Genomic DNA, 20,135 nt, shown 5'->3' with positions numbered 1-20,135 from the left:
CGGCCAAGCCGGTTCCTCCGGCGGTTCTACCGGCATCGCGCGCCCGCGGCGGCCGCCGCTCCGGCAGGCGGTCAGCGCTGACGTCCCGGATAATGCGCCGGATCAGCGGCCGAAGATCCGGCCGGACAGGTCATGGGCGGCCGGCCGGCCCGCCCGGGCTCCCCCCACCGCCGGGAAAAAACTTCCGGCCGCCCGTCACATCCATGCGTCGCGCGGGGTCAGAGCAGTGACAGCAACGCAGGAGACCGGAAGGAACACCGTCATGGACACCCAGCCGACCACCGCCCCGACCACCGCTCAGGCCACCACCCGCAACGCGGCGGCTTCGCGGCTGCCCAACCCGATGAGGCTCGTCCCCGAACTGGGAGCCGTGGCCGGCGCCCTCTTCAAGGCCGTCAGCAACGGCTCCGTACCCCGGACCACCATCGACCTCGTCCAGCTGCGGGCCGGCCAGATCGTCGGCAACACCTACCTGACCGTCATGCACACCGACAGCCTTCGCAGCGCCGGGGAGTCCGAACAGCGCATCACCGCCGTCGCCTCCTGGCAGGACGCCCCCTACCTCACCGACGCCGAGACCGCCGCCCTCGCCCTGGCCGAAGCCGTCCTCCAGCCCACCACCCACGGCGAGAGGGTCCCCGACGAGCTCTACGCCCGCGCCGCCGAGCACTACGACGACAAGGCCCTCGCAACCCTCGCCCTCGCCATCGGCCAGGTCGGCTTCTTCATCCCCCTCGCCCTCATCGGCAAGCCCCTGCCCGGCGTCAAGCCCTCCGAGCAGTGGACCTGACACCCACCCGAACCCCGGCCCCGGGCGGGCCGCACAGGGCACGGCGGCGAGCCTGGGTGCGGCCGGTCCGGGGCAGCGGAATCCGACCCAACGGACCTCTTCACCCGGCCTCCGACCCAAGCCACCAAGGACAGATGATGCTTCGTCACATAGTTCGATCGACTGCTGACAAACGCTCGATCACTGTGTGAGACTGCTCCCCGATGACCGGAGCGGAGTTGAGTGCCGCTCCGGCGCAACGGGGGAACAGGTCGGCATGAGCACAGGTACGGGCCGAATACCGGCTCGGCACGCATGGCCGCGGTTCGTGGTGGCCGCGCTGGTCACGGGGGCACTGGCCCTGGCGGCACTGGCCCTGCAAGCCGCCTCCGGTCAGGGGCCCGCGCCGGGACCCGGTCCACTCGCCGGGCACCCGGGGATCGTCATACTGCTGGCCCTGGGCTGCGCCGTCGGCGGTGTTGTGCTGACGACCCGCAACCGGAGGTTCGCGCGCGGGGCGGACACGACGAGCCCGGTGGCCCGGCGCCTGGCCTCGGCCGGGGCGGTGCTCCTCCCGTTCGCGGCGGTCGCCGTGCCGGTCCTACTGGTCTGGCCCCTGCCTCCGCCCGTCGAGCAGTTCGACAGCCCGGTGGCGGTCGGCGGTGGAACGGGGGCGGCTCCCGGCACCGTGCCGTCGCAGGCGGCGCAGCAGGCTTCCACATCGCCGTCCGACGGGGGATCCACCGCCCGGATCGACCTGCACCCGCTGCTGGCCGTGCTGGGTCTGGCGCTTGTGGTGCTCACCGCCGTGGTCGTCGCCGTGCTGCTGTGGCGGCGGTTCCCCCGCCGCGTGCCGAAGTCACCGGACTTCCACAGCACCGAGCCGCTCACCGGCCGGGCTCTCGCCGATGCCGTCGACGAGGGCCGCCGGGCGCTGCGAGGCGCCGACGTCCGCACCGCGGTGATCGCTTGCTACGCCGCCATGGAGGCGTCGCTGGCCGGCTCCGGAATCGTCCGCCGGGCTTCGGACAGCCCGGCCGATCTGCTGCACCGGGCGAACGCCACGGGTCTGCTCGCCGGTCCGCACGCCCTGGCGCTCACCTCGCTGTTCCGCGAGGCCCGCTACTCCAGCCATCCGCTGGACGCGGCCCGGCTGGAATCGGCCCGGGCCGCGCTCGACGCCATCGCGGCCCAACTCGCCGAGCACGGCTCCCGGGCGGGCCGGTCCACGGCGACAGGCCCTGCGGGCCGCCGCACCGTGGACCGGGCCGAGGCGGGTACCCCGTGAGGCGGAGCCTTCCGCCGGGATCCGCCCCGCGGATACTCCTGGCGCTCTGCACGGCGGCCGGCGGTGCCGAGACGGCACTCGCCCTGGTCTACGGGCTCCGCGCGGCGTCCGCCGGAGCCGTGGTGATCGCCGCCGCCGCTCTGGTCACCGCCCGCTACACGACGGGCTTCGACTCCCAGGACAGCGGAGTGCGCGCACCGCTGCGTCTGATCGAGGAGCAGCGCGCCGGTCTCGGCGACCTGCACCGGGTGATCGAACACGGGCTGGCCGGCCGGGGTGACGGCGCGCAGGTGCTCCGCCGGCGGTTGCAGTGGCTGTACGCGGCCCGGCTGGCCGAGCTGCACGCCGTCTCCCTCTACGACCGGCCGGAGGCGGCCGCCGCCCTGGTCGGCCCCGAGGCCTGGTCGTTGATCGACCCCGCGCTGCCCGTCACCTCCGAGGCGGTCCCCGCGCCGGTGCTCCGCGCCGCCGTGGACCGCCTCACCCACCTCTGACCGACCACAGCACCGTAGGAGCGCAGTGAGCAGCACCCCCTCATCCGACACCGGTCCGTCGATCCCGGCCATGACTCCCCTGCAGGCCGGGGAGCTTGCCCGCCGGATCCTCGACGAGGTCGGCCGCGCCGTGGTCGGAAAGACCGAGGTGCTCGAACTGGTGATGTCCGGCGTGCTGGCGGGCGGTCACGTCCTGATCGAGGACCTTCCCGGTCTCGGCAAGACCCTGCTCGCCCGCTCCTTCGCCACGGTGCTGGGGCTGGACTTCCGGCGGATCCAGTTCACACCGGACCTCCTCCCCTCCGATGTGTCCGGCGCCCCCTTCTACGACCAGCGCACCGGTGAGATGGTCTTCCGGCCCGGCCCGGTCTTCACCCACCTCCTGCTGGCCGACGAGATCAACCGCACCCCGCCCAAGACCCAGGCCGCCCTGCTGGAGGCGATGGCCGAGTCCCAGGTGTCGGTCGACGGCGCCACCCGGCCGCTGCCCGACCCGTTCGTGGTGATCGCCACCGCGAACCCCATCGAGTACGAGGGCACCTACTCCCTTCCCGAGGCTCAGCTGGACCGGTTCCTGCTACGGGTGCGGATGGGCTACCTGCCGGTGGCCGCGGAGGCGGCGATGCTGCGCGCCAGACTGGATCGCGCCACCCCCGAGACGGTGCTGCGGCCGCTCACCGAGCCGGCCGAGGTGCTGGCCATGCGGGCCGCGCTGGAGCAGGTGGAGGTGGACGACGACCTGGTCGCCTATGTGGTGGCGTTGGTCGATGCCACCCGCTCCCACCCGCAGATCCAGGTCGGGGCCTCCCCGCGCGGCTGCCTGGCACTGGTTCAGCTCGCCCGTGCCCACGCCGTGCTGGACGGCCGCGACTACCTGATCCCGGAGGACGTCAAGGCCCTGGCCGTTCCCGTACTCGCCCACCGCGTCACCCTGCGCCCGGAGCTGTGGGTGCGTCAGATCGCCGCCGACGACGTGATCGCCGAACTGACCGAGACGGTCGCCGCCCCGCAGACGGTGCCCGGCCCGGCTGTCCGGCTGTGAGGCCCGGTCGGGCTCGCGGCTCGGTACGGCGGGCCGCCGTGCGGACCGCCCGCCAGGGCGAGCGGACCCCGCAGGACACGTCGGGCGCCCCGGAGGACCGGCGCGGCCTGGTCCGGGCACTGGGCCCCCAGCCGGCCTCCGCTCCCGCCGTCCTGCCGGCCGCTCCCCCGCCCCACTGGCGCGCGAGCGAGCGGGCCCTGCGGCTGGCCACGGTGTCGGCGGCCGCCGGTGCCGCCGCACTGCTCACCGGGCGGTCCTGGCTGCTGGCCCTCGCGGTGGGTCCGGCCGTGCTCCTGGTGCTGGCCGCGGCGGGCCGGAGCCGCCCGGTCCGGCTCGACGCCCAGGCCCGGGTCGATCGGCGCCGTGCCTTCGAGGGCGACAGCATCGACGTGCGGATCGAGCTCTCCTTCGACGGGGTCGTCGGCTGGGTCGATCCGGGCGTCTTCGCCGGCCCCGGCATCGAGCTCAGCGCTCTGGAGTCGACCGGCGCGGTGGTCGATCTCCGGTTCACCGCCCACCGGTGGGGCCGCTGGTCGCTCGGTGCCGTGGACCTCGACGTCCATGACCGCGGCGGGCTGACCCGGCGTACCGTCCGGGTCGACCTCGGCGAGGTCCAGGTCTTCCCGACGCCCTCGCACTCCTCGCTCACTCCCGTTCAGGTCCGCCTGCCCGAGCGGATCGGCGAGCACACCGCCGGGCAGAGCGGTGAAGGCGTGGAGGTGATCGGAGTGCGTCCCCACGTCTGGGGAGAGCGTCAGCGGCGCATCCACTGGCCCTCGACCAGCAGGCGCGGCACCGTCCAGATCAACCAGTTCGCGGCCGAGCGCACCGCCGACGTGGTCGTCCTGATCGACGCTTTCGCCGACTTCCTCGACCCCTCCGACGGGACCTCCAGCCTTGACGAGACGGTGCGCGCCGCCGCCGGGATCACCCGCGCGTACCTGCGCAGCCACGACCGGGTCGGTGTGGTGTCGGTCGGCGGCAGCACCCGCTGGCTGAGGCCGGGAAATGGGGCTGCGCAGTTCTACCGGCTCGTGGAGTCGGTCCTGGAGGTGCGCAAGGACCTCACCTACCACGTGCCCGACGTCGCCGTCCTGCCCCGGCCGGTGATACCGGCCGATGCCCTGGTGTACGTGCTGACACCGCTCGGCGACCAGCGCGTTCTGGACGTGCTGCGCGACCTGACGGAGCGTGGCAACCCGCTGGTGGTCATCGAGGTGCCGACCGGCGACCCCGAGCTCGACCCCCGCGACGCGATCGCCGACCTCGCCCTTCAGCTGTGGCACGCGGACTGCGAGGCCGTGCGGTACACGCTGCGCAGCTGGGGAATCCCGGTGCTCGCGCTGCGGCCGGGCGAGGGCCTGGACCTCACGCTCGCACCGCTGCGGCGCACCCGTATCCGCGGAGGGAACCGATGACCGAACAGCCGACCGCGGTCCGGCTCACGCGCAGCCTCGGCACCGCCCTGGCCGTGGCGGCCGCCGCACCCGTGGCGCTGCGGCAGGGGCCGGTCGTCGCGGTGCTGGTACCGGCCGGCGCCGCACTGGCGGCGTGGTGGGCGAGCCAGGCGGTCGTACAGCGGCCGGTCGCCTACGCCTTCACCTGGCGTGCGCGGCTCGTCCGGCACCGGAACACGGCGTTCGCGGTCGCCTGCGTCCTCCTGGCCGCGCTGTCCGGACCGCCGCTGTGGGCGGCGGCCTGCGTGGCCGCGCTCCTTCTCGGCTACCTGCTGTGCGTGGACGCCGCCGCCGGTCCGGCGGGGCTGCGGCAGCTGCGCAGCCGCTCGGTGCCTGCCGCGGCCTGTGCCGCGAGTGCCCTCGTCCTGCTCGCGTCGTACGTGTCCGTGGCCGCCAGCGGGTGGGGGCGGATCATCGCGGCCCTGGCGGTGGCCTGCTCGGCCGTCGCGGTGGGACTGGCCCTCTGGTCCCGACGGCCGGATTAGCGGACGCCCCGCCACCGCTCCGGGAGCGGATCCGCGCCGGGGCCGGGGCATGACCCCGGGCAGCCCGCAGGCCGTGGCGGCGGACCCTGTGGTCGGACCTGTGGTGCCACCGTCGGGACTGCGCCGCGCGGAGCCCCCAATACTCGGGTGATCACCGATCAGGGGGCTGGGGATGCGACCGAAACTGAAGTCCGACGTGCTCTACGTGCCGACCGGTGACGGGGTGCACGTGTTCGGCGCCGGAGCCGATGTCGCGCTGCGCGGCCGGTCCGCCTATCAGTGGTTGGACCGGATCGCACCGTATCTCGACGGTTCAAGGGAGTTCGAAGACCTCGTCCGTGATCTCCCCGACGACAAGCGCACCGTGGTGGACACGCTGGTGCGGCGGCTGCACGCGGCCGGCTGCGTCGTGGACGCCACCGAGGACCTGCCGCACGGCCTGAGCGCACGGGAGTTGGAGACGTACGCGGCCGAGATCGCCTTCGTCGAGTACCACCGGGACTCTGCCGCACGGCGGTTCGAGTCCTGGCGCAACAGCGCGGTGGTGGTGCTGGGTTCGGGTCCGGCGTTCACCGCGCTGGTCTGCTCGGCGCTGCACTGCGGGGTTCGCCGGCTCCGCGCGGTACGGACGCCGGAGAACGCGACCGACACGGTCCGGCTGGCCGAGTTGGCCGCCGAGGCGGCGCGGCGCGATCCGGACCAGACGCTGGTCCAGGTCCCGCTGTCCGCCGAGGAGGAGGCCGCGCTCGCCCGCGCGGACGTGGTGCTGCACGTGGCCGCCTCGGCTCGCGAGGTGGACCGCGCGCTGCGCCTGGACGGGCTGTGCCGGGCCTCGGACACCCTCCTGGTGCAGGGGCTGGTGCTCGACGACGTCGCATGGCTGGGTCCGGCCGGGCCGGCCTGGGAGTCGGCCTGGCTGCGGCTGGGCGCACACGGACCGTTCCGGCCGAACGAGTTCCTCACCGGTCCGGCCGCGGCGGTGGTCGCCGGGCACCTCGGGCTCGCGGCGTTCCGGGCGGTGACGGGCGTGACCACGGCCGACGACACCAAGCTGACCAGGATCGACCTGGAGACCCTGCGCACCTCGGCCCACGCGTTCCTGCCGCATCCGGCCGCCCGGGCGGCCCGGGTGGAGACCGAGGCGCGGTTCACCGACCGGATCACGCGGTTGAGCCGGGCCGATCCGGTCACCGAGCAGGACTTCTCCGCCCGGGCCGCGCGCTGCTTCGACCCGCATACCGGCGTCATGCGCGAGCTCGCCGAAGGGGACTTCACCCAGCTTCCGCTGAACGTGACCGAGGCCGTGCCGCACTCCGAGGGCGTGCCCCGGGTGTTCGGCTCGGGCCTGGGCTTCGCCGAGGCCCGGCAGAAGGCCGCGCTGCGCGGCCTCGCGGTGTACGCGGCGGGCGCGGCCGATCCGCGCAGGTTCGGGCCGGGCGGCACCGTGTGGGGCTGGGACCTCGCCGGTCAGCGGGTCAGGGCCGTGCCGGCGGCCGAGGCGTTCACCGTCGCGACGGGCCTTAGCGCGCGGTTGAGCTGGGACGACGCCGTGACCGACGGCATCGCCCAGCACTGCGCCGACCTGGCCCTGAGCGACGTGCGGGCCGGCCGGGCGCGTCCGGTCGCCGTGGAACCGGCCGGGCCGGCGCTGGACGCGAGGGCCCGGCGCTTTCTCGACCTGCTGCGCTCGGCCCGGGGCTCCGTCCAGGTCGCCGACATCGGCGGCGCGCTCGGTGTCCCGGTCTTCGCGTGGTGGCAGGAGGGCCGGCCGGTCTCGGTCACCTGCGGTCCGAGTGCTCTGGCCGACGGTCTGGAGCAGGTCGTACTGGACCGGCAGGCCGCCCTGGCCGGTGAGCCGGACTACGCGCCGGCCCTGATCCGCGGGCTCGACCTCCCCGCCCGGGCGTCCGAGGTGCGTCGGCCGCCCGAAGGGGACCGGCGGCAGTTGGTCGATGCGCTGCTGCGCCGCGGGCTGCGTCCGGTCGTGGTGCCGCTCGACCACGATCCCGAGGTCCACGAGCTGCTCCAGGCCGTGCTGAAGGTCGTGCTGGTCGATGGGTGAGTCCGGGGCTGCCGATCCGGCCGGTCTGCGGTTCTGGTGGCGCACCTTCGAAGGGGTCCAGGAGCTCTTCGCGGAGGGCCACGGCGAGGAGGGAGGCCCGGACGACCCTCTGCCGACCAAGACCTACCGAGGCCTGCCACGGCATGTGCTGAGCCCGCCGGCCCGGCACATCGGTGACGCGCGCTGGTCCTTCACCGCCTTCCGGCGGGCCCGCCCCGAGGGGGGTCCCGGCCGGGACGTCCTGGACGAGCCGGCCCTGTCGGCGCTGCTGCACTACACCTACGGGCTCGGACGGATGGAGTCGGGCCCACACGCGGTCTGGCCGTACCACCGGATGGTCGCCTCCGCGCGCTGCTTCTACCCGGTGGAGCTGTACCTGTGGTCGGCCGATGGGACGGGGGATCTGCCGGCGGGGTGCTACCACTACGACCCGGCGCACCACGTGCTGACCGGGCTGCGTTCCGGTGGCATCCCCCTCGGACTGCGGACCGCCACCGGAACGGGACGCGACGGCACTCTCGCCCTGCTGGTGGCGGCCGTGTGCTTCCGCAAGACGGCGTTCCGCTACCGCGACTACGCCTACCGCCTCTGTGCCCAGGAGGCCGGTATGACGGTCGGGAACGCGCTGCTGGTGGGAGGCGCGCTGGGACTGCGGACCCGCGTGCACCACCGGTTCGACGACGCCGTCGTCAACCGTGCGCTGGGCCTGGACGGGGACGAGGAGACGGCCTTCGCGGTACTCGACCTGTCCCCGTGGCGGCCGTCCGGGACAGCTTCGGTGCCACACGCCGCGGAGGACGTCGCTCCGCTGGCCGCCATCCGTCCGAAGCACGTGCGCACCAACACGGTTGATCCGGCCGCCTGGTCGAGGCTGGCCGAGCTCGACCGCGCCGGCCGGTTGACCGGCACCGGTTGGGACACACCGGTGGACCAGGACGCCTTCCACCTCCCGGCCGACGGTCCCGAGCCACCGGCCGGCCCTCCCGCCACCGCGGACCGGATGCCGACGGACACCGCGGACCGGGTGCCGCTGGCCGCCGCGGAACCCGAACTCCTCGACCTGGCCCAGGCGTTGCGCTCACGCGACTCGGGTGGCCGGATGTTCCTGCCCGACGGCAGGCGGCTGCCCGCCCGTCAACTGGCCGGACTCCTTGGCCACGCCCTCGAACCGGTACCGTCCGACCACACCGCGTCGCCCTGCCGCCCGCTGGTCGACTGCCACGTACTCGTTCTCAACGCCGTCGGCGTCCCCGCCGGTCTCTACCGGCTCGGCCCGGCGCCCGAGTTGGTCGCCCTCCCGGGCCGGGACTGGCGCCCCGTGGTGTCGATGCTCTGCGACCGGACACCCGCGGTGAACTCGGCGAAGGCCGGCGCGATCGTGTTCCTGAGCGCCGACCGGATCGCGGGCGATCGCTGGTTCGGTGATCGCGGTTACCGGATCCTGCACCAGGAGGCCGGGATCGTCGCACAGCGGATCAGCGTGCTCGCGGCGGCCGCCGGGCTGTCCGCGCGGATCACCAACGGCTACCACGAGGGCCTGGTCCGCGACCTGATCGGCGCCGGCGAGGCGCACGTGCCCGTCTTCACCCTCGTGATCGGCCGCCGCCGGGCCAGCGCGCAGTACGAGGCGCCGCTGGTCTGGTGACGCGTGCCACCGAAGCGGCGCCGCCCGCAATCCTACGGTCGGCCTTCGGTCACACCGTGAAGACCACGGCCCGGCGCCCGACCGAACTTTGGTGTGGACCGGTTCTGGTCCACACCGAACGATGACGAAGAGAGGAGGACTGCGATGGAGAAGGACCTCGTCCTGGACCTCGCCGACCTCAGCGTCGATGAGCTCGACATCCTGCCCACCGCGCCGGGCGCCAGCCTGGAGTCGATCAACGTCGGCCACGCGATGGTCGAGATCGGCGCGTCCAACTGCACCTCGCAGGGCACGCCGGCGAGCTGCTGTTCCTGCTGCTGCTGCTGACGCGGCGAGCACGGCCGTGTCCGGCGCACAGCCAGTGCGCCGGACACGGCACCGCGACTACCCACGAGGAAAAGACGTTGACCGACGCTCTCACAGTCTCCCCCCGCCCGACCGGTGTCGCGGTGCTGGGCGAGGGTCTGCTCGCCGCCGCGATCCGGACCTCCGTCTCCCGAGCGCACCGGCTGATCGCGGACCCGGACGCCGGCTGCGCGGCGATCGTCACCGCGAGCGACGGCTGGGACGGTGCCACCGCACCGGACCGGACCGGCACCGGATGGCTGCCGGTGCGGGTCGAGTTGGGCAACGTCGTCATCGGCCCCTACGTGGTGCCGGGCCGGGCCGGTTGCGCGCGGTGCGCCCGGACCAGGCGGGAGCGGGCACTCGGCCCGGACAGTCCCAGGGCCGAGCTGGTACGCCGGTTCGGCGCCGAACTGGCCGGCCGCACCGCCCCGCTGCTGTCGGCCTGGGCCCGCGACGCGGTCGCCGACCTCGTCTCGGCGGAGCTGGCCGACCCGCCGGGCCGGTGGACGACCGACGCCATCGTGATCCTCTCGCTCACCGGCCTGACCGTCGACACGCACCCGTTCCTTCCCGATCCCGGCTGTCCCGGGTGCGGCGGCCTGCCCGCCGACCACCCGCCCGCCCTGATGGACACGGCGCGCCCCAAGCCCGACCGGGACACCTACCGGATCCGCGATCTCTCCGCCGGCTGGGACAGCCTGGTGCGGACCTACGTCGACGGCCACACCGGGGTGATCCGCCAGCTCGACGTGCGCACCGACTACCACTACCCGATGGTGTCCGCACCGCTGTACCTGCCGGGCGGCGAGCAGGAGGCCGGGTTCGGCCGGGACCTGGACTACGGCGGCTGCGCGCGCACCGCGCTGGCGGAGGCGTTGGAACGGCTCGGCGGCGCCCGTCCGGGCGGCCGGCGCACGACGGTACGGGCGAGCTACCGCAGCGTGTCGCAGCAGGCCCTCTGCCCGACCGAGCTCGGCCTGTACCCGCCGGAGCGGTACGCGGAGCCCGGCTTCCCCTATCCGCCCTTCGATCCGGACCTGGAGCTGAACTGGGTGTGGGGCCACTCCTTCGGCCGCGACGCGCCGGTGCTGGTACCCGAGGACTACGCCTACTACCGCACCCGGCACGGCAGTTCACTCGCCCGGCCGCTGGCGTACGAGGTGTCCAACGGGTGCGCCCTGGGCGGCTGTCTGGAGGAGGCGGCGCTGCACGGCGTGGTGGAACTGGCGGAACGGGACGCCTTCCTGCTGACCTGGTACGCCCGGCTGCCCGTGCCCCGGGTGGACCTCGGCACGGTGGCCGACCCGCGCATCGGGATGCTGGCGGAACGGATCAGGCAGGACGGCGGCCACCGGGTCGCGGCCTTCGCCACCACCTTGGAGCACGGCATCGCCACCGCCTGGGTGATGGCGGTGCACCCCTCACCCGGAGCGGAGCCCGCGGCGATCTGCGCGGCGGGCGCGCATTTCGATCCTGAACGGGCCCTGCTCAACGGGCTGTTGGAGCTCACCGCGAACCTGGGCTGGAACCGGGTCGCCCACCGCGAGGAGGCCGCCAGGATCGAGGCGATGGTCGCCGATCCGGACCTGGTGCGGGAGATGCGCGACCACTCCCTGCTGTACTGCCACCCGGCGGCGTTCGACCGGTTCGGCTTCCTGCCGGGCGACGATGCCGGCCGGCCGGTGGCCGAGGCGTTCGAACGGGCCACCTGCCGGCCGCGCGGCGAGGACCTGCGCGCCGACCTGGCCGAGGTCCTCGCGCGGTTCACCGACCGCGGCCAGGACGTCATCGTGGTGGACCAGACCACGGACGAGCACCGGGCGGGCGGCCTGGCCTGCGCGAAGGTGATCATCCCAGGGCTGCTGCCGATGACCTTCGGACACCGGATGCGCCGCACCCACGGTCTGCCCAGACTGCTCCGCCTGCCCGCCGAACTCGGCTACCGGGAAAGCCCGTTGGACCCATCGGAGGTCAATCCGCATCCCCACCCCTTCCCGTGACGGGAGTTGACCATGACTGAGGACCTCTCAACCCCCGACACCTTCGGCGTGCGGATCGGCGGGCTGCCGGTGTCGATGCTGGACGACCTGCGATCACCGGAGCTGTGGCGGCAGGTCGAGGCGGTGCTGGCCGGCGAGGACCGCCTGACCGCCGCCGCCGCGGAACTCTCCGACGAGCTGTTCGAGCTGATCGGACGCGAGCCGGCGGGCAAACCGCTGCTGGTCGCACTGCGCCGGTCCATCCACAACCGCAGGCCGCCGGCCCGGTACTGGAACGACGACGTCCGTGCGCTCCTGCCGGCCGGCGTGGCCGACGGGGTGCGGTCCTGGCTGGAGCTGACGGCCACGCACCAACAGGACCTGGTGCTGCTGGACGAGCTGATCGCCCGGCACACCGAGACCCAGCACGCGCTGCTGCGGAAGGCGGTCGGCGATCCGGCGTTCCGGTACGGGCTGGTGCTGAGCAGCCCCGTGCTCCACGACCGGCTGCGCGCCTGGCTGACCGGGCCGGAGGAGAGCGCACCGGAGGGCCGGCTGGCTCTCCGGCTGGCCAAGTACCTGGCCCGGATCACCACCAAGACCACGCCGTTCAGCACCTTCACGATCAGCGGCCTCGGCCGCTGGCAGGACCGGGCCGGCGCGGCCGCGAAGGCTGCGGAGGCAGGTGGGCAGGGCGGTTTCACCGTACGGACCGTCGTGGAACTCAACCTGTGGCTGGTCCAGCAGCTGGTCCGGGAACTGAGCCGGCATCCCGCGCTCGCACCACACCTGCGGCTGCGGCTCAACCCGAGCGCCCTGCTGACCGGCGACCGCTGGGAGTTCCTCGGCCCGGGCTCCGAGGAGCCGCTGCGCAGCCTGGCGGCGAGCAGGCAGGTCCGGGTCTGCGTGGACGTGGTGGCCGAGGCCGGGCGGACGCACGCGGAGGCCGCCGAGCAGGTGGCGGCCCGCACCGGGAGCAGCCCCGCCACCGCCGGAGCCTATCTGCGGCGGCTGGTCGAACTCGGGCTGCTGGAGGCCGAACGGCCGTTCGCCGACCAGGCGCTGGACCCGCTCGGGGAACTGCGCTCATGGGTGGCCGGCGCGGGACCGTCCCTGGCCCCGGTCGTCGGCGAACTGGACCGGCTGGCAGACCTCTTGGCCGGCTACCCGGCGCTCACGGACCCGGCGGACCGGCTTCGGCACACCCGGCACGTCGAGACCGCCCTGCACCGGATCCGCTCGCTGGTCGGACCGGAACGGATCGAGATCCCGGCCAAGAACGGCATCATCGAGAACGCGCTGCTGGTCACGGTGGGGACCGGACCCGACCGGCGCGACTGGGCGCCGGTACTGCGGGATCTGGACCTCGTGCGCCGCTGCTACGCCCTACTGGACCCCGCGCTGCCCGGCCGGGTCGCGCTCGCCGAGGCGTTCGCCGAGCGGATCGGCCCGGGCGCCGAGGTACCGTTCCTCGCCTTCCACCGCGCGGTACAGGAGTGGTTGCGCGAGGACGGCGAGCTGCCGGGCGTGCTGTCCATCGCCACGCACGGGTACCGGGCGCTGGAGGGCCACCGGCTGCCCAGGATCCGTGAACTGGCCCGACTACGGGCACAGTTGTGCGCCGAGGTGCTGGCCGGGCCGGTGGCCGGGCGTGGCGAGCTGCGGCCCTCCCCGCAACGGCTGTCGGCGCTGGCCGACGGCTGGCCGGTGTGGATGCGGCCGCCGGACTCGGTGGCCTTCTACGGTCAGCCCCTCGGCGGGCCCGGCGAGCCCCGGTTCGTGATCAACGCCGTCAACTCCGGGCACGGCCGCGGCCGCGACCGCATCCGCCGGCTGCTCACCCAGGCCGGGGTCGCCGTCGAGGCGGACACGGCACCGCCGCCGGGCGGTGTGGTCATCGCCGACACCTGCCGCCACTACGGCGCCAACGTCGGGCTGCGTACCTCGGCGGTGGCGGAGGAGATCGACTATCCCGGCGGCCTCAGTCAGCTCGGTGCCGACCACCGCGTCCCGGTCGGCGACCTCGTGGTGCGCCACGATCCCACCCTGGGGCTGCTCACCCTGCTCTCCCGCGGCCGCGGCGCCGAGGTGCGCCCGGTGCACCCCAACCTCATCGCGGAGCTCTGGCTGCCGCCCGCGATCCGGCTGCTGATGCAGGCGTTCGGCGCCACGCCGAACCTGCTCATCCCGGGCCGGCGGATGTTCGGGGACACCTCGCTCGACGGGGTCGACCAGCTGCTGGCCGAGCCCGCGGTGGTCATCGGCAGGACCACGGTGAGCCGCCGCCAGTGGGTGTTCCCGGTGCGCACGGTGCCCGTCCGTCTCAAGGGCGAGACCGACCGCCGCTATCTGCTGCGGCTGGCCGCCTGGCTGCGCGAGCACGGCATGCCCGTCCGCTGCTTCGTCCGGGCCCTCGACCCGGCCTCGGTGGTCGGCGGCAGCGTATGGCGGATCAAGTCCCGCAAGCCGCTGTACGTCGACTTCGCGAACCTGCTGCTGGTCGGCGTCTTCGAACGGCTGCTGGCCGGACCGGAGCACGTGCTGTTCCTCCAGGAGGCGCTGCCCGACCCGGCCGACGCACCGCGCTACGGGGACCACGGATCCCGGGTGACCGAATACCTCGTCGAGATCAACGGAGGACAGGATGCCGACCGCTAGCGACCGACTGGACCCCGCTTCGGCGCAGGCCCCGGACTGGGTGTGCGCGCACGTCTTCTACGACACCGGCCAGGACGGGCTGCTGTCCGGCTGTGTCCGGCCGCTGGTCGGGGAGCTCCTCGCCGAGGGCCTGGTGCAGCGCTACTTCTTCCTGCGGTACTGGGAGGGCGGTCCGCACGTCCGGCTGCGGCTGCTGCCCGCCCGCACCGCCGACCGGGCCGAGGTCGAACTGCGCACGAGGAATCGGATCCTCGCGTTCCTGGAGCGCCACCCGGCCCCGAACGTCGTGGACCGCTCGCGCTTCGCCCGCCAGGCCGCGGAGCTGGCCGGTCTGGAGGGCCGGGCGGGCCACGACCAGGTCGTACGGGAGAACAACACCGTGGAGTTCCTTCCCTACGAACGCGAGCACGCCGAGTACGGGTACGGACCGGCCATCGCCGCCATCGAGCGGCACTTCTTCGAGTCCAGCCGGCTGGCGCTCTCGGTGGTGGCCGCCGAAGCGACCCTGGAGCAGCGCGCCCTGCTGGCCTTCGACCTGGTCGTGGGAGTGTTCGCGCTGAGCGACGAGGTGCGCGACCGGTGGCGGCGCCACGGCGGACCGCCGCTGCCGTTCGGCAGCGGTCCCGAGGCCCCCGAGACGGTGGCCCGCCATCTGGCGCAGCGCGAGCGGCTCCGGGAACGGGCACTGCACACCTGGCGGATGGCGGCCCGCGGGGAGGGCACGGACCAACGGGCGTACTGGCTGGCCTCGGTGCGCGGGCTGCGGGACGAACTGCACGGCCTGGAGGACCGGGGCGGTTTCTCCACCGAGTGGGCCGCCTCCCCGCTGGCCGGACCGCTCGACCTGGCCGCCACCGGCCATCCGGCCACCAGTCTGGTGCTGCTGCGCTGCGCGCACCTGGTCAACAACCGTCTCGGGCTGACCCTCTGGCAGGAGAACCAGCTGCGGTTCCTGGTCGGCCGCGTCCTCGCGGAGCTGCCCGAGGCGTTGACCGCGTCATGAGCGACTCGCCCGCCCGTTGGCACAGCATCCACGTCCACCACCACGACGAGCGCACCGAGTCCGCACTCGTACGGCATGCCGTCCGGCCCGCCTTCGATGCGGTGCGCACCTCGGTCGGCGGGGCGTGGTTCGGCCGGCACTGGCGCCGTGGACCGCACTTGCGGCTGAACTTCCTTTCCTCCGAGGAAAGTTGGGCCGCCGAGGTGCGGCCGACAGTCATCGCGCGGGTCACCGGGTACCTGGAGGCCTATCCTTCGACGGCCCGGCTTGACGAGGCCGCGCTGGCCCCGGTGCACCAGCGGCTGGCGGAACTGGAGATGGAGACCGGGCCGCTGCACCCCTGGGTGCCCGACAACGCCGTTCTCGAACAGCCCTACGACCACCGGTTGCAGGTACTCGGGTCGATGCGGGCCAGCGAACTGCTCGCCGGCTTCCTCAGCGACACCACCGATCCGGCGTTCCGGATGTACGACCATCTGCACTCCGGCGGCGCGCTGCCGATGCTGGCGCTGGACCTGATGTGGACCACCACGGCGGTCGCGGCCGTTCCGTTCGAGGCGGGCGGCGCACCGATCGAACGCGGCTTCCTGTCACTGCGCTCGCACGCCGACGCCTTCCTGTCCCGCACACAGGATCCGGCCGTCTTCCGGACGGCCTTCGACGAGCGCTACCGGCGCCAGGCCGACGCGCTGTCGGAGCGCCTGCGCGCGGTGGAGTCCGTGCTGGCCGGTGACGGGGAGGAGCTGCCGTTCGTCCTGGAGTGGGCCGAGGTGGTGCGTCGCCACCAACGGATCGCCTACCCCTTGCTGGCCTCCGGCGAGGTGTCGCTGCGCGGGGCCGGCCGGGCGCCGCGGATGCCGACTCGTCAGGTCAGCGAGTTCCACCGACTGCTGCAGAGCGACCACGGCCACGCGGACTTCCTGTGGACCGACCACTGGTTCGCCTCCTTCCGGCTGCTGGTCAACTACCTGTACGTCCACCTGGGCCGGCTCGGGCTCAGGCCGGTGGACCGGGCGCTGCTGTGCCATCTGGCGGCGAACACCGTCGAGTCGGTGCACGGTGTCTCGGCGACCGGCAGCTTCCAGCGGTACGTGGTCCGCGCGTCCGCCGCCGATACTCCGGAGTGGGCCCGGCTCGGCGCGCAGTGGGCGGACGGCCCGGCCTGAGGGCTCCGCGACCTGCCGCTCCACGAGTGGCGCCCTCACCGGACCCCCGCGGTCCTCGCCGGGATGACCTCGGCGAGCTGCTGACGTCCGGAGATGCCGAGTTTGCGGTAGGCGCCGGAGAGATGGAACTCCACCGTCCGTACGGTGACGAACAGCTTCCCGGCGATGGCCCGGTTGGTGTACCCGTCCCGGGCGAGGCAGAGGATCTTCAGCTCCTGCGGAGTGAGGCTCAGCAGGGCCGGGTGCGGCGGCTCGTCCGCGCCCTCCGGACAGATCGCCTGCCGTGCCGCCGTGATCCCGTCCACCAGCGGGCGCGCGGAGCAGGACCAGGCGGTGGAGAGCGCGGCCACCAGCTCGGTGTACGCCTCATGCGGCCGGCCGGCCTCGCTGAGCGCGGTACCGAGGTCGAACCGGGCCCTCGCCAGCTCCAGCCTGGCCGGTGAACGCGCCAGTGTGCCGACGGCCCTGGTGAGCAGGCCGATGCGCCGCGAGCCGGCCTCGGTCATGGCGACCGCGTGTTCCGCGATCCCGACCGCGCGCGGTGTCCCCCACCGGCGTGCGTCGTCCAGCTCGGCGCCGGCCAGCCTGGCGGCCTCGGCGGCCTCACCCGCCGAGGCGAGCAGCCGTGCGGCGCGCGAACGCCACGGCAGCACGGCCGGATTCCGCACCCGGCAGTCGGCCAGCAGCCGGCCGGCGGCCAGGTGGTCCTCGACCGCGCGCACCGGGTCGCCGGTCTGCTCCCACAACGCGGCCCGCGCGGAGAGTACGGCCAGGGTGTCCCGCCGCGGCGGCAGCTCCTGGTCCAGTCCGCAGCCGGTGAGCAGGGTGCGGGCGGTGTCGGTGTCACCCATCAGGGCCCGCGCCTCGACCATGGCCGCCACGGCCAGCAAGGCCAGCCGGTGCCCCGCGGACACCAGCGCGCACAGCCGGTCCACCATGGGCGCCAGCGCCTCGGCCGCGCCGGCCAGGTCACCGCGGACCCGGCAGATCGCGGCGCGCAGCAGCTCGGCGGCGACATGGTCCCACCGCCCTGGAGGTACCCCGCCGACCAGGCGGATCCGACTGCAGTGCGTCCACGCCTCGGTCAGCTCGTCGGCCCGGATCAGCGCGGCGCAGCCGTGCCACAGGCCCCTGCCCAGGCTGTCGCCGCCGCCGGCCAGCGCCCGCCTGGCATGGCGCACGGCTGCCTCCCGGTCCACGCCGGCGTCCACCGCCTCGGCGGCTCGCAGTGCGGCCAGTTCCCAGCAGCTGCCGCCTGCCTGTGGAGCCTCGGTGACCAGGTCGTCCAGCCGATCGGCGGACCTGACCAGCCAGGCGGGACCGCCCCGGCAGACGAGCGCCTTGTGCAGCCGCAGCCGCCAGACGTGCGCGGCCGCGGTCGGGCCGAGCCGCTCGGCGGCGTCGTCGAGGACCGCCACGGCGTCCGCGGGCCGCCCGCACTCGGTCAGCAGACCGGCGAGGGCGGCCGTGTGGTCTGCCACGGTCTCGGGGTCCTCGGCCTCCTGCCGCGCCGCGTCCAGCTGACGCACGGTGAGCTCCGGGTCGACGAACGCTTCCAACGCGGCGAGTTCGCACCGCACGGCCGCCCTCACCTGCGGCCCCAACTGCTCCCGCAGCAGACCGCGCAGGTGCCGTGCGGCGTCCTCGGCCCTGCCCTCCTGCGCCAGCCTGCGGGCCGCGATCCGCAGCGGCCGTACCGTCCAGTCCAGGCCGAGCGGACCGGCCGCGACCAGCTGCCGTGCCACCCCGGTCACGTCGAAGTGCCCGTCGCGCAGGATCTCGGCCGCCCGCAGGTGCAGGGCGGCCCTCGTGCCGACCGGTATCGCGCCGATGACCATCGAGGCGAGCAGCGGGTGACGGAACGCCAGCGGAGTGCGGTTGGCCAGCAGGCACCGGTCGACCAGCTCGTCGACCGCGGTCAGGGCGTCCGCCACGGTCAGCCGCGCGAGTTCCGCGGCCTGCGCGATCTCCGCGTCGGTACCGAGCACGGCGACCGCCCTCGCCAGCCCGAGCGCCGGTTCACCGAGACCGCCCAGCCAGCGCTCGGTACCGGGGAGCAGCCTCGAACCGGCGGTGGCGCGCAGCTTCTCCGCGGTGGGGGCGGCACCGATGTGCTCGGACAGCAGGGCCTGCAGCAGGCCGGGGTTGCCACCGGTCAGCTCGTGGCAGACCGCGGCGGCCTCCTCGTCGAGCACGACCTCGCAGCGGGCGGCCGCGAAGTCGGCGAGTGCGGACGCCGGCAGACCGGTGAGGGTGAGGTGTTCGGCGAGCGCGGCGAGTCCGGTCCTCAGCTCGGGCCCGCCACCGCCACCGAAGTACCCGGCGGACAGGGCGAGCACCAGCCGGTGCGGGAACGCGGACGCCGACAGCTCCAGCAGCCAGCGCAGCGACCACGGTTCGAGGTGCGCCGCGTCGTCCAGGCAGACGGCCACCGGTGCACGCCGGGCCTGTGCCCGGACCTGCTCGACGAGATCGCGCAGAACCTCCGGCGAGGGCGCGCGATCCGCGGCCTGCGCGGGCGCCGCGAGCAGCCGGCCGAGCACCTGGTCGGCGGCCGCGAACGGCACATCGGGCAGATTCCGCGCGTTGGCGACGGCCACCTGGAACCCCGCGTCGGCGGCAAGCGCGGCCAGTGCCGCCACCACCTCCGACTTCCCGCACCCCGGCTCCCCCTGGATCAGCACGGTGGTCGGCTGTCCGGCGCGGGCTCTGTCGATCACACCACTCAGCCGTGCCAACTCGGGCTCACGCCCCGCCGCCCCGATCCAGGCCATCCGTCCCTCCCCGCACGAACCCGCCGCGCTCCCGCCGCCGCACGGAATCCGCACGACCCGGAGCTTGTGACCGGCAATCAACCCGGTTGATGCGCAGCAACTTTATGACAAGAGATGGTGTACGACCAGGTTGTGGTCGGATTCTCCCGCACCGCCGCCCGGGCCGTACCGCCGTCGGAGCGGGGGTGCGGGGCGGCCATCTCCAACCAACGCTGCTCCCAGGCGAGTTGATCACCGCTGTGTGATTTCCACCACCCTGGGCACGCGCCGCGTCGGACCTGTCTCCGGACGGCCACTCAATGCCCGATCGGGCACAACTCGACGCTGTCGATCGCCGACTGGTCAATACCTGGAGAGATGGGCGTGTTTTTCATACAGGCTTTTCTTCATATGTCAGACGTTCTTCCGGTCCGGTCACCCACTCGAGCAGTCGAGGAATGCACGGCCGGGACCGATGGTGGTGGGGCTGACCGGGGGTCACGCTGCACGCCCTCGGCCTTCACCAGCGTGACAGTCGCCGAACTCGCCTGGGTGTCCGCAGCCGACAGCGGCCGGTGCGCCCCCGCGCTGCGGGAGCTCCTGGCCCGGCTCGATCCGGCCGCGTAAGGAAGGGCCCGGTCCTGACCGGATCCGAGCCGGTGCGGGCAACCGCCGGGGTTCGGCACCCGTCGAGGCTTCACCGGGCCCTGGCCACGCGCTCTGACCCGAGGCCGTACGTCTTTCCCGGTTGCGCGTACAGCCGAGGCAAGGTGTGCCCGGCGCCGTGCCCCGGAAGGTCCACCGGACTCCCGGGCCGGGCGCTCACACGGCCGTCTGCGCGCAGCGGATCACCGAAACGACTGAACGCGTCCCCACGCCGGTTCCCCGTCCCGGCACCGCCGTTGTGCCCGCGCCTCCTGGGGAGGAAGCGGCCACGACCGGGAACGAGCGTGGTCTTCGCGTGACGGGTCGCGGTCGCGGTGCCG

General features: G+C 73.9%; 14 protein-coding genes. 13 read left to right on the top strand and 1 reads right to left on the bottom strand.

Annotated elements, in window-relative coordinates:
- Window positions 1-262 precede the first annotated feature (262 nt).
- The 13 genes from ACSMTC_RS38495 to ACSMTC_RS38435 all read left to right on the top strand — a co-directional run bounded on the left by ACSMTC_RS38495 (window position 263) and on the right by ACSMTC_RS38435 (window position 16,396).
- Window positions 263-790, top strand: a complete 528-nt coding sequence (locus tag ACSMTC_RS38495; protein ID WP_436564408.1) for a carboxymuconolactone decarboxylase family protein — start codon at window positions 263-265, stop codon at window positions 788-790.
- A gap of 256 nt (window positions 791-1,046) precedes the next feature.
- Complete coding sequence (locus tag ACSMTC_RS38490) at window positions 1,047-2,057, top strand: DUF4129 domain-containing protein (RefSeq protein WP_436564407.1); 1,011 nt, start codon at window positions 1,047-1,049, stop codon at window positions 2,055-2,057.
- Window positions 2,054-2,551: a hypothetical protein gene (locus ACSMTC_RS38485; RefSeq protein WP_436564406.1), complete on the top strand. Its 498-nt coding sequence runs from the start codon at window positions 2,054-2,056 to the stop codon at window positions 2,549-2,551. The genes ACSMTC_RS38490 and ACSMTC_RS38485 overlap by 4 nt, the downstream gene beginning before the upstream one ends.
- Before the next feature lie 70 nt (window positions 2,552-2,621).
- Window positions 2,622-3,593 (top strand): AAA family ATPase, encoded by a 972-nt coding sequence (locus tag ACSMTC_RS38480; protein ID WP_436564918.1) that lies wholly within the window; start codon window positions 2,622-2,624, stop codon window positions 3,591-3,593.
- A gap of 38 nt (window positions 3,594-3,631) precedes the next feature.
- Window positions 3,632-5,011: a DUF58 domain-containing protein gene (locus ACSMTC_RS38475; protein ID WP_436564405.1), complete on the top strand. Its 1,380-nt coding sequence runs from the start codon at window positions 3,632-3,634 to the stop codon at window positions 5,009-5,011.
- Entirely contained in the window at window positions 5,008-5,535 is a 528-nt protein-coding gene (locus tag ACSMTC_RS38470) for a hypothetical protein (protein ID WP_436564404.1), read from the top strand. Before ACSMTC_RS38475 ends, ACSMTC_RS38470 begins: the two co-directional genes overlap by 4 nt.
- A gap of 172 nt (window positions 5,536-5,707) precedes the next feature.
- Window positions 5,708-7,597, top strand: coding sequence for a hypothetical protein (locus tag ACSMTC_RS38465; RefSeq protein ID WP_436564403.1), 1,890 nt, complete (start codon window positions 5,708-5,710; stop codon window positions 7,595-7,597).
- A complete protein-coding gene (locus tag ACSMTC_RS38460; protein ID WP_436564402.1) occupies window positions 7,590-9,242 on the top strand; it encodes a SagB family peptide dehydrogenase in 1,653 nt (550 codons plus the stop codon). Before ACSMTC_RS38465 ends, ACSMTC_RS38460 begins: the two co-directional genes overlap by 8 nt.
- A 144-nt stretch (window positions 9,243-9,386) precedes the next feature.
- Window positions 9,387-9,569: a hypothetical protein gene (locus ACSMTC_RS38455; protein ID WP_436564401.1), complete on the top strand. Its 183-nt coding sequence runs from the start codon at window positions 9,387-9,389 to the stop codon at window positions 9,567-9,569.
- Between the two features lie 77 nt (window positions 9,570-9,646).
- Window positions 9,647-11,590, top strand: a complete 1,944-nt coding sequence (locus tag ACSMTC_RS38450) for a TOMM precursor leader peptide-binding protein (protein ID WP_436564400.1) — start codon at window positions 9,647-9,649, stop codon at window positions 11,588-11,590.
- Between the two features lie 12 nt (window positions 11,591-11,602).
- Window positions 11,603-14,227 (top strand): lantibiotic dehydratase, encoded by a 2,625-nt coding sequence (locus ACSMTC_RS38445; protein ID WP_436564399.1) that lies wholly within the window; start codon window positions 11,603-11,605, stop codon window positions 14,225-14,227.
- Complete coding sequence (locus tag ACSMTC_RS38440) at window positions 14,214-15,230, top strand: lantibiotic dehydratase C-terminal domain-containing protein (protein ID WP_436564398.1); 1,017 nt, start codon at window positions 14,214-14,216, stop codon at window positions 15,228-15,230. Before ACSMTC_RS38445 ends, ACSMTC_RS38440 begins: the two co-directional genes overlap by 14 nt.
- Window positions 15,227-16,396 (top strand): thiopeptide maturation pyridine synthase, encoded by a 1,170-nt coding sequence (locus ACSMTC_RS38435; protein WP_436564397.1) that lies wholly within the window; start codon window positions 15,227-15,229, stop codon window positions 16,394-16,396. The genes ACSMTC_RS38440 and ACSMTC_RS38435 overlap by 4 nt, the downstream gene beginning before the upstream one ends.
- Window positions 16,397-16,431: 35 nt before the next feature.
- Here ACSMTC_RS38435 and ACSMTC_RS38430 read toward each other — a convergent pair whose 3' ends face one another.
- Window positions 16,432-19,170 carry a helix-turn-helix transcriptional regulator gene (locus ACSMTC_RS38430; protein ID WP_436564396.1) on the bottom strand — a complete coding sequence of 913 codons (2,739 nt, stop codon included), beginning with the start codon at window positions 19,168-19,170 and terminating at the stop codon, window positions 16,432-16,434.
- Window positions 19,171-20,135: the final 965 nt, after the last annotated feature.

This window comes from Kitasatospora sp. HPM-01-4 (assembly GCF_051374625.1).
Classification (GTDB): domain Bacteria; phylum Actinomycetota; class Actinomycetes; order Streptomycetales; family Streptomycetaceae; genus Kitasatospora.
Note: the sequence above shows the minus strand (reverse complement) of the source record. Positions and strands in the feature narration are given on the sequence as shown.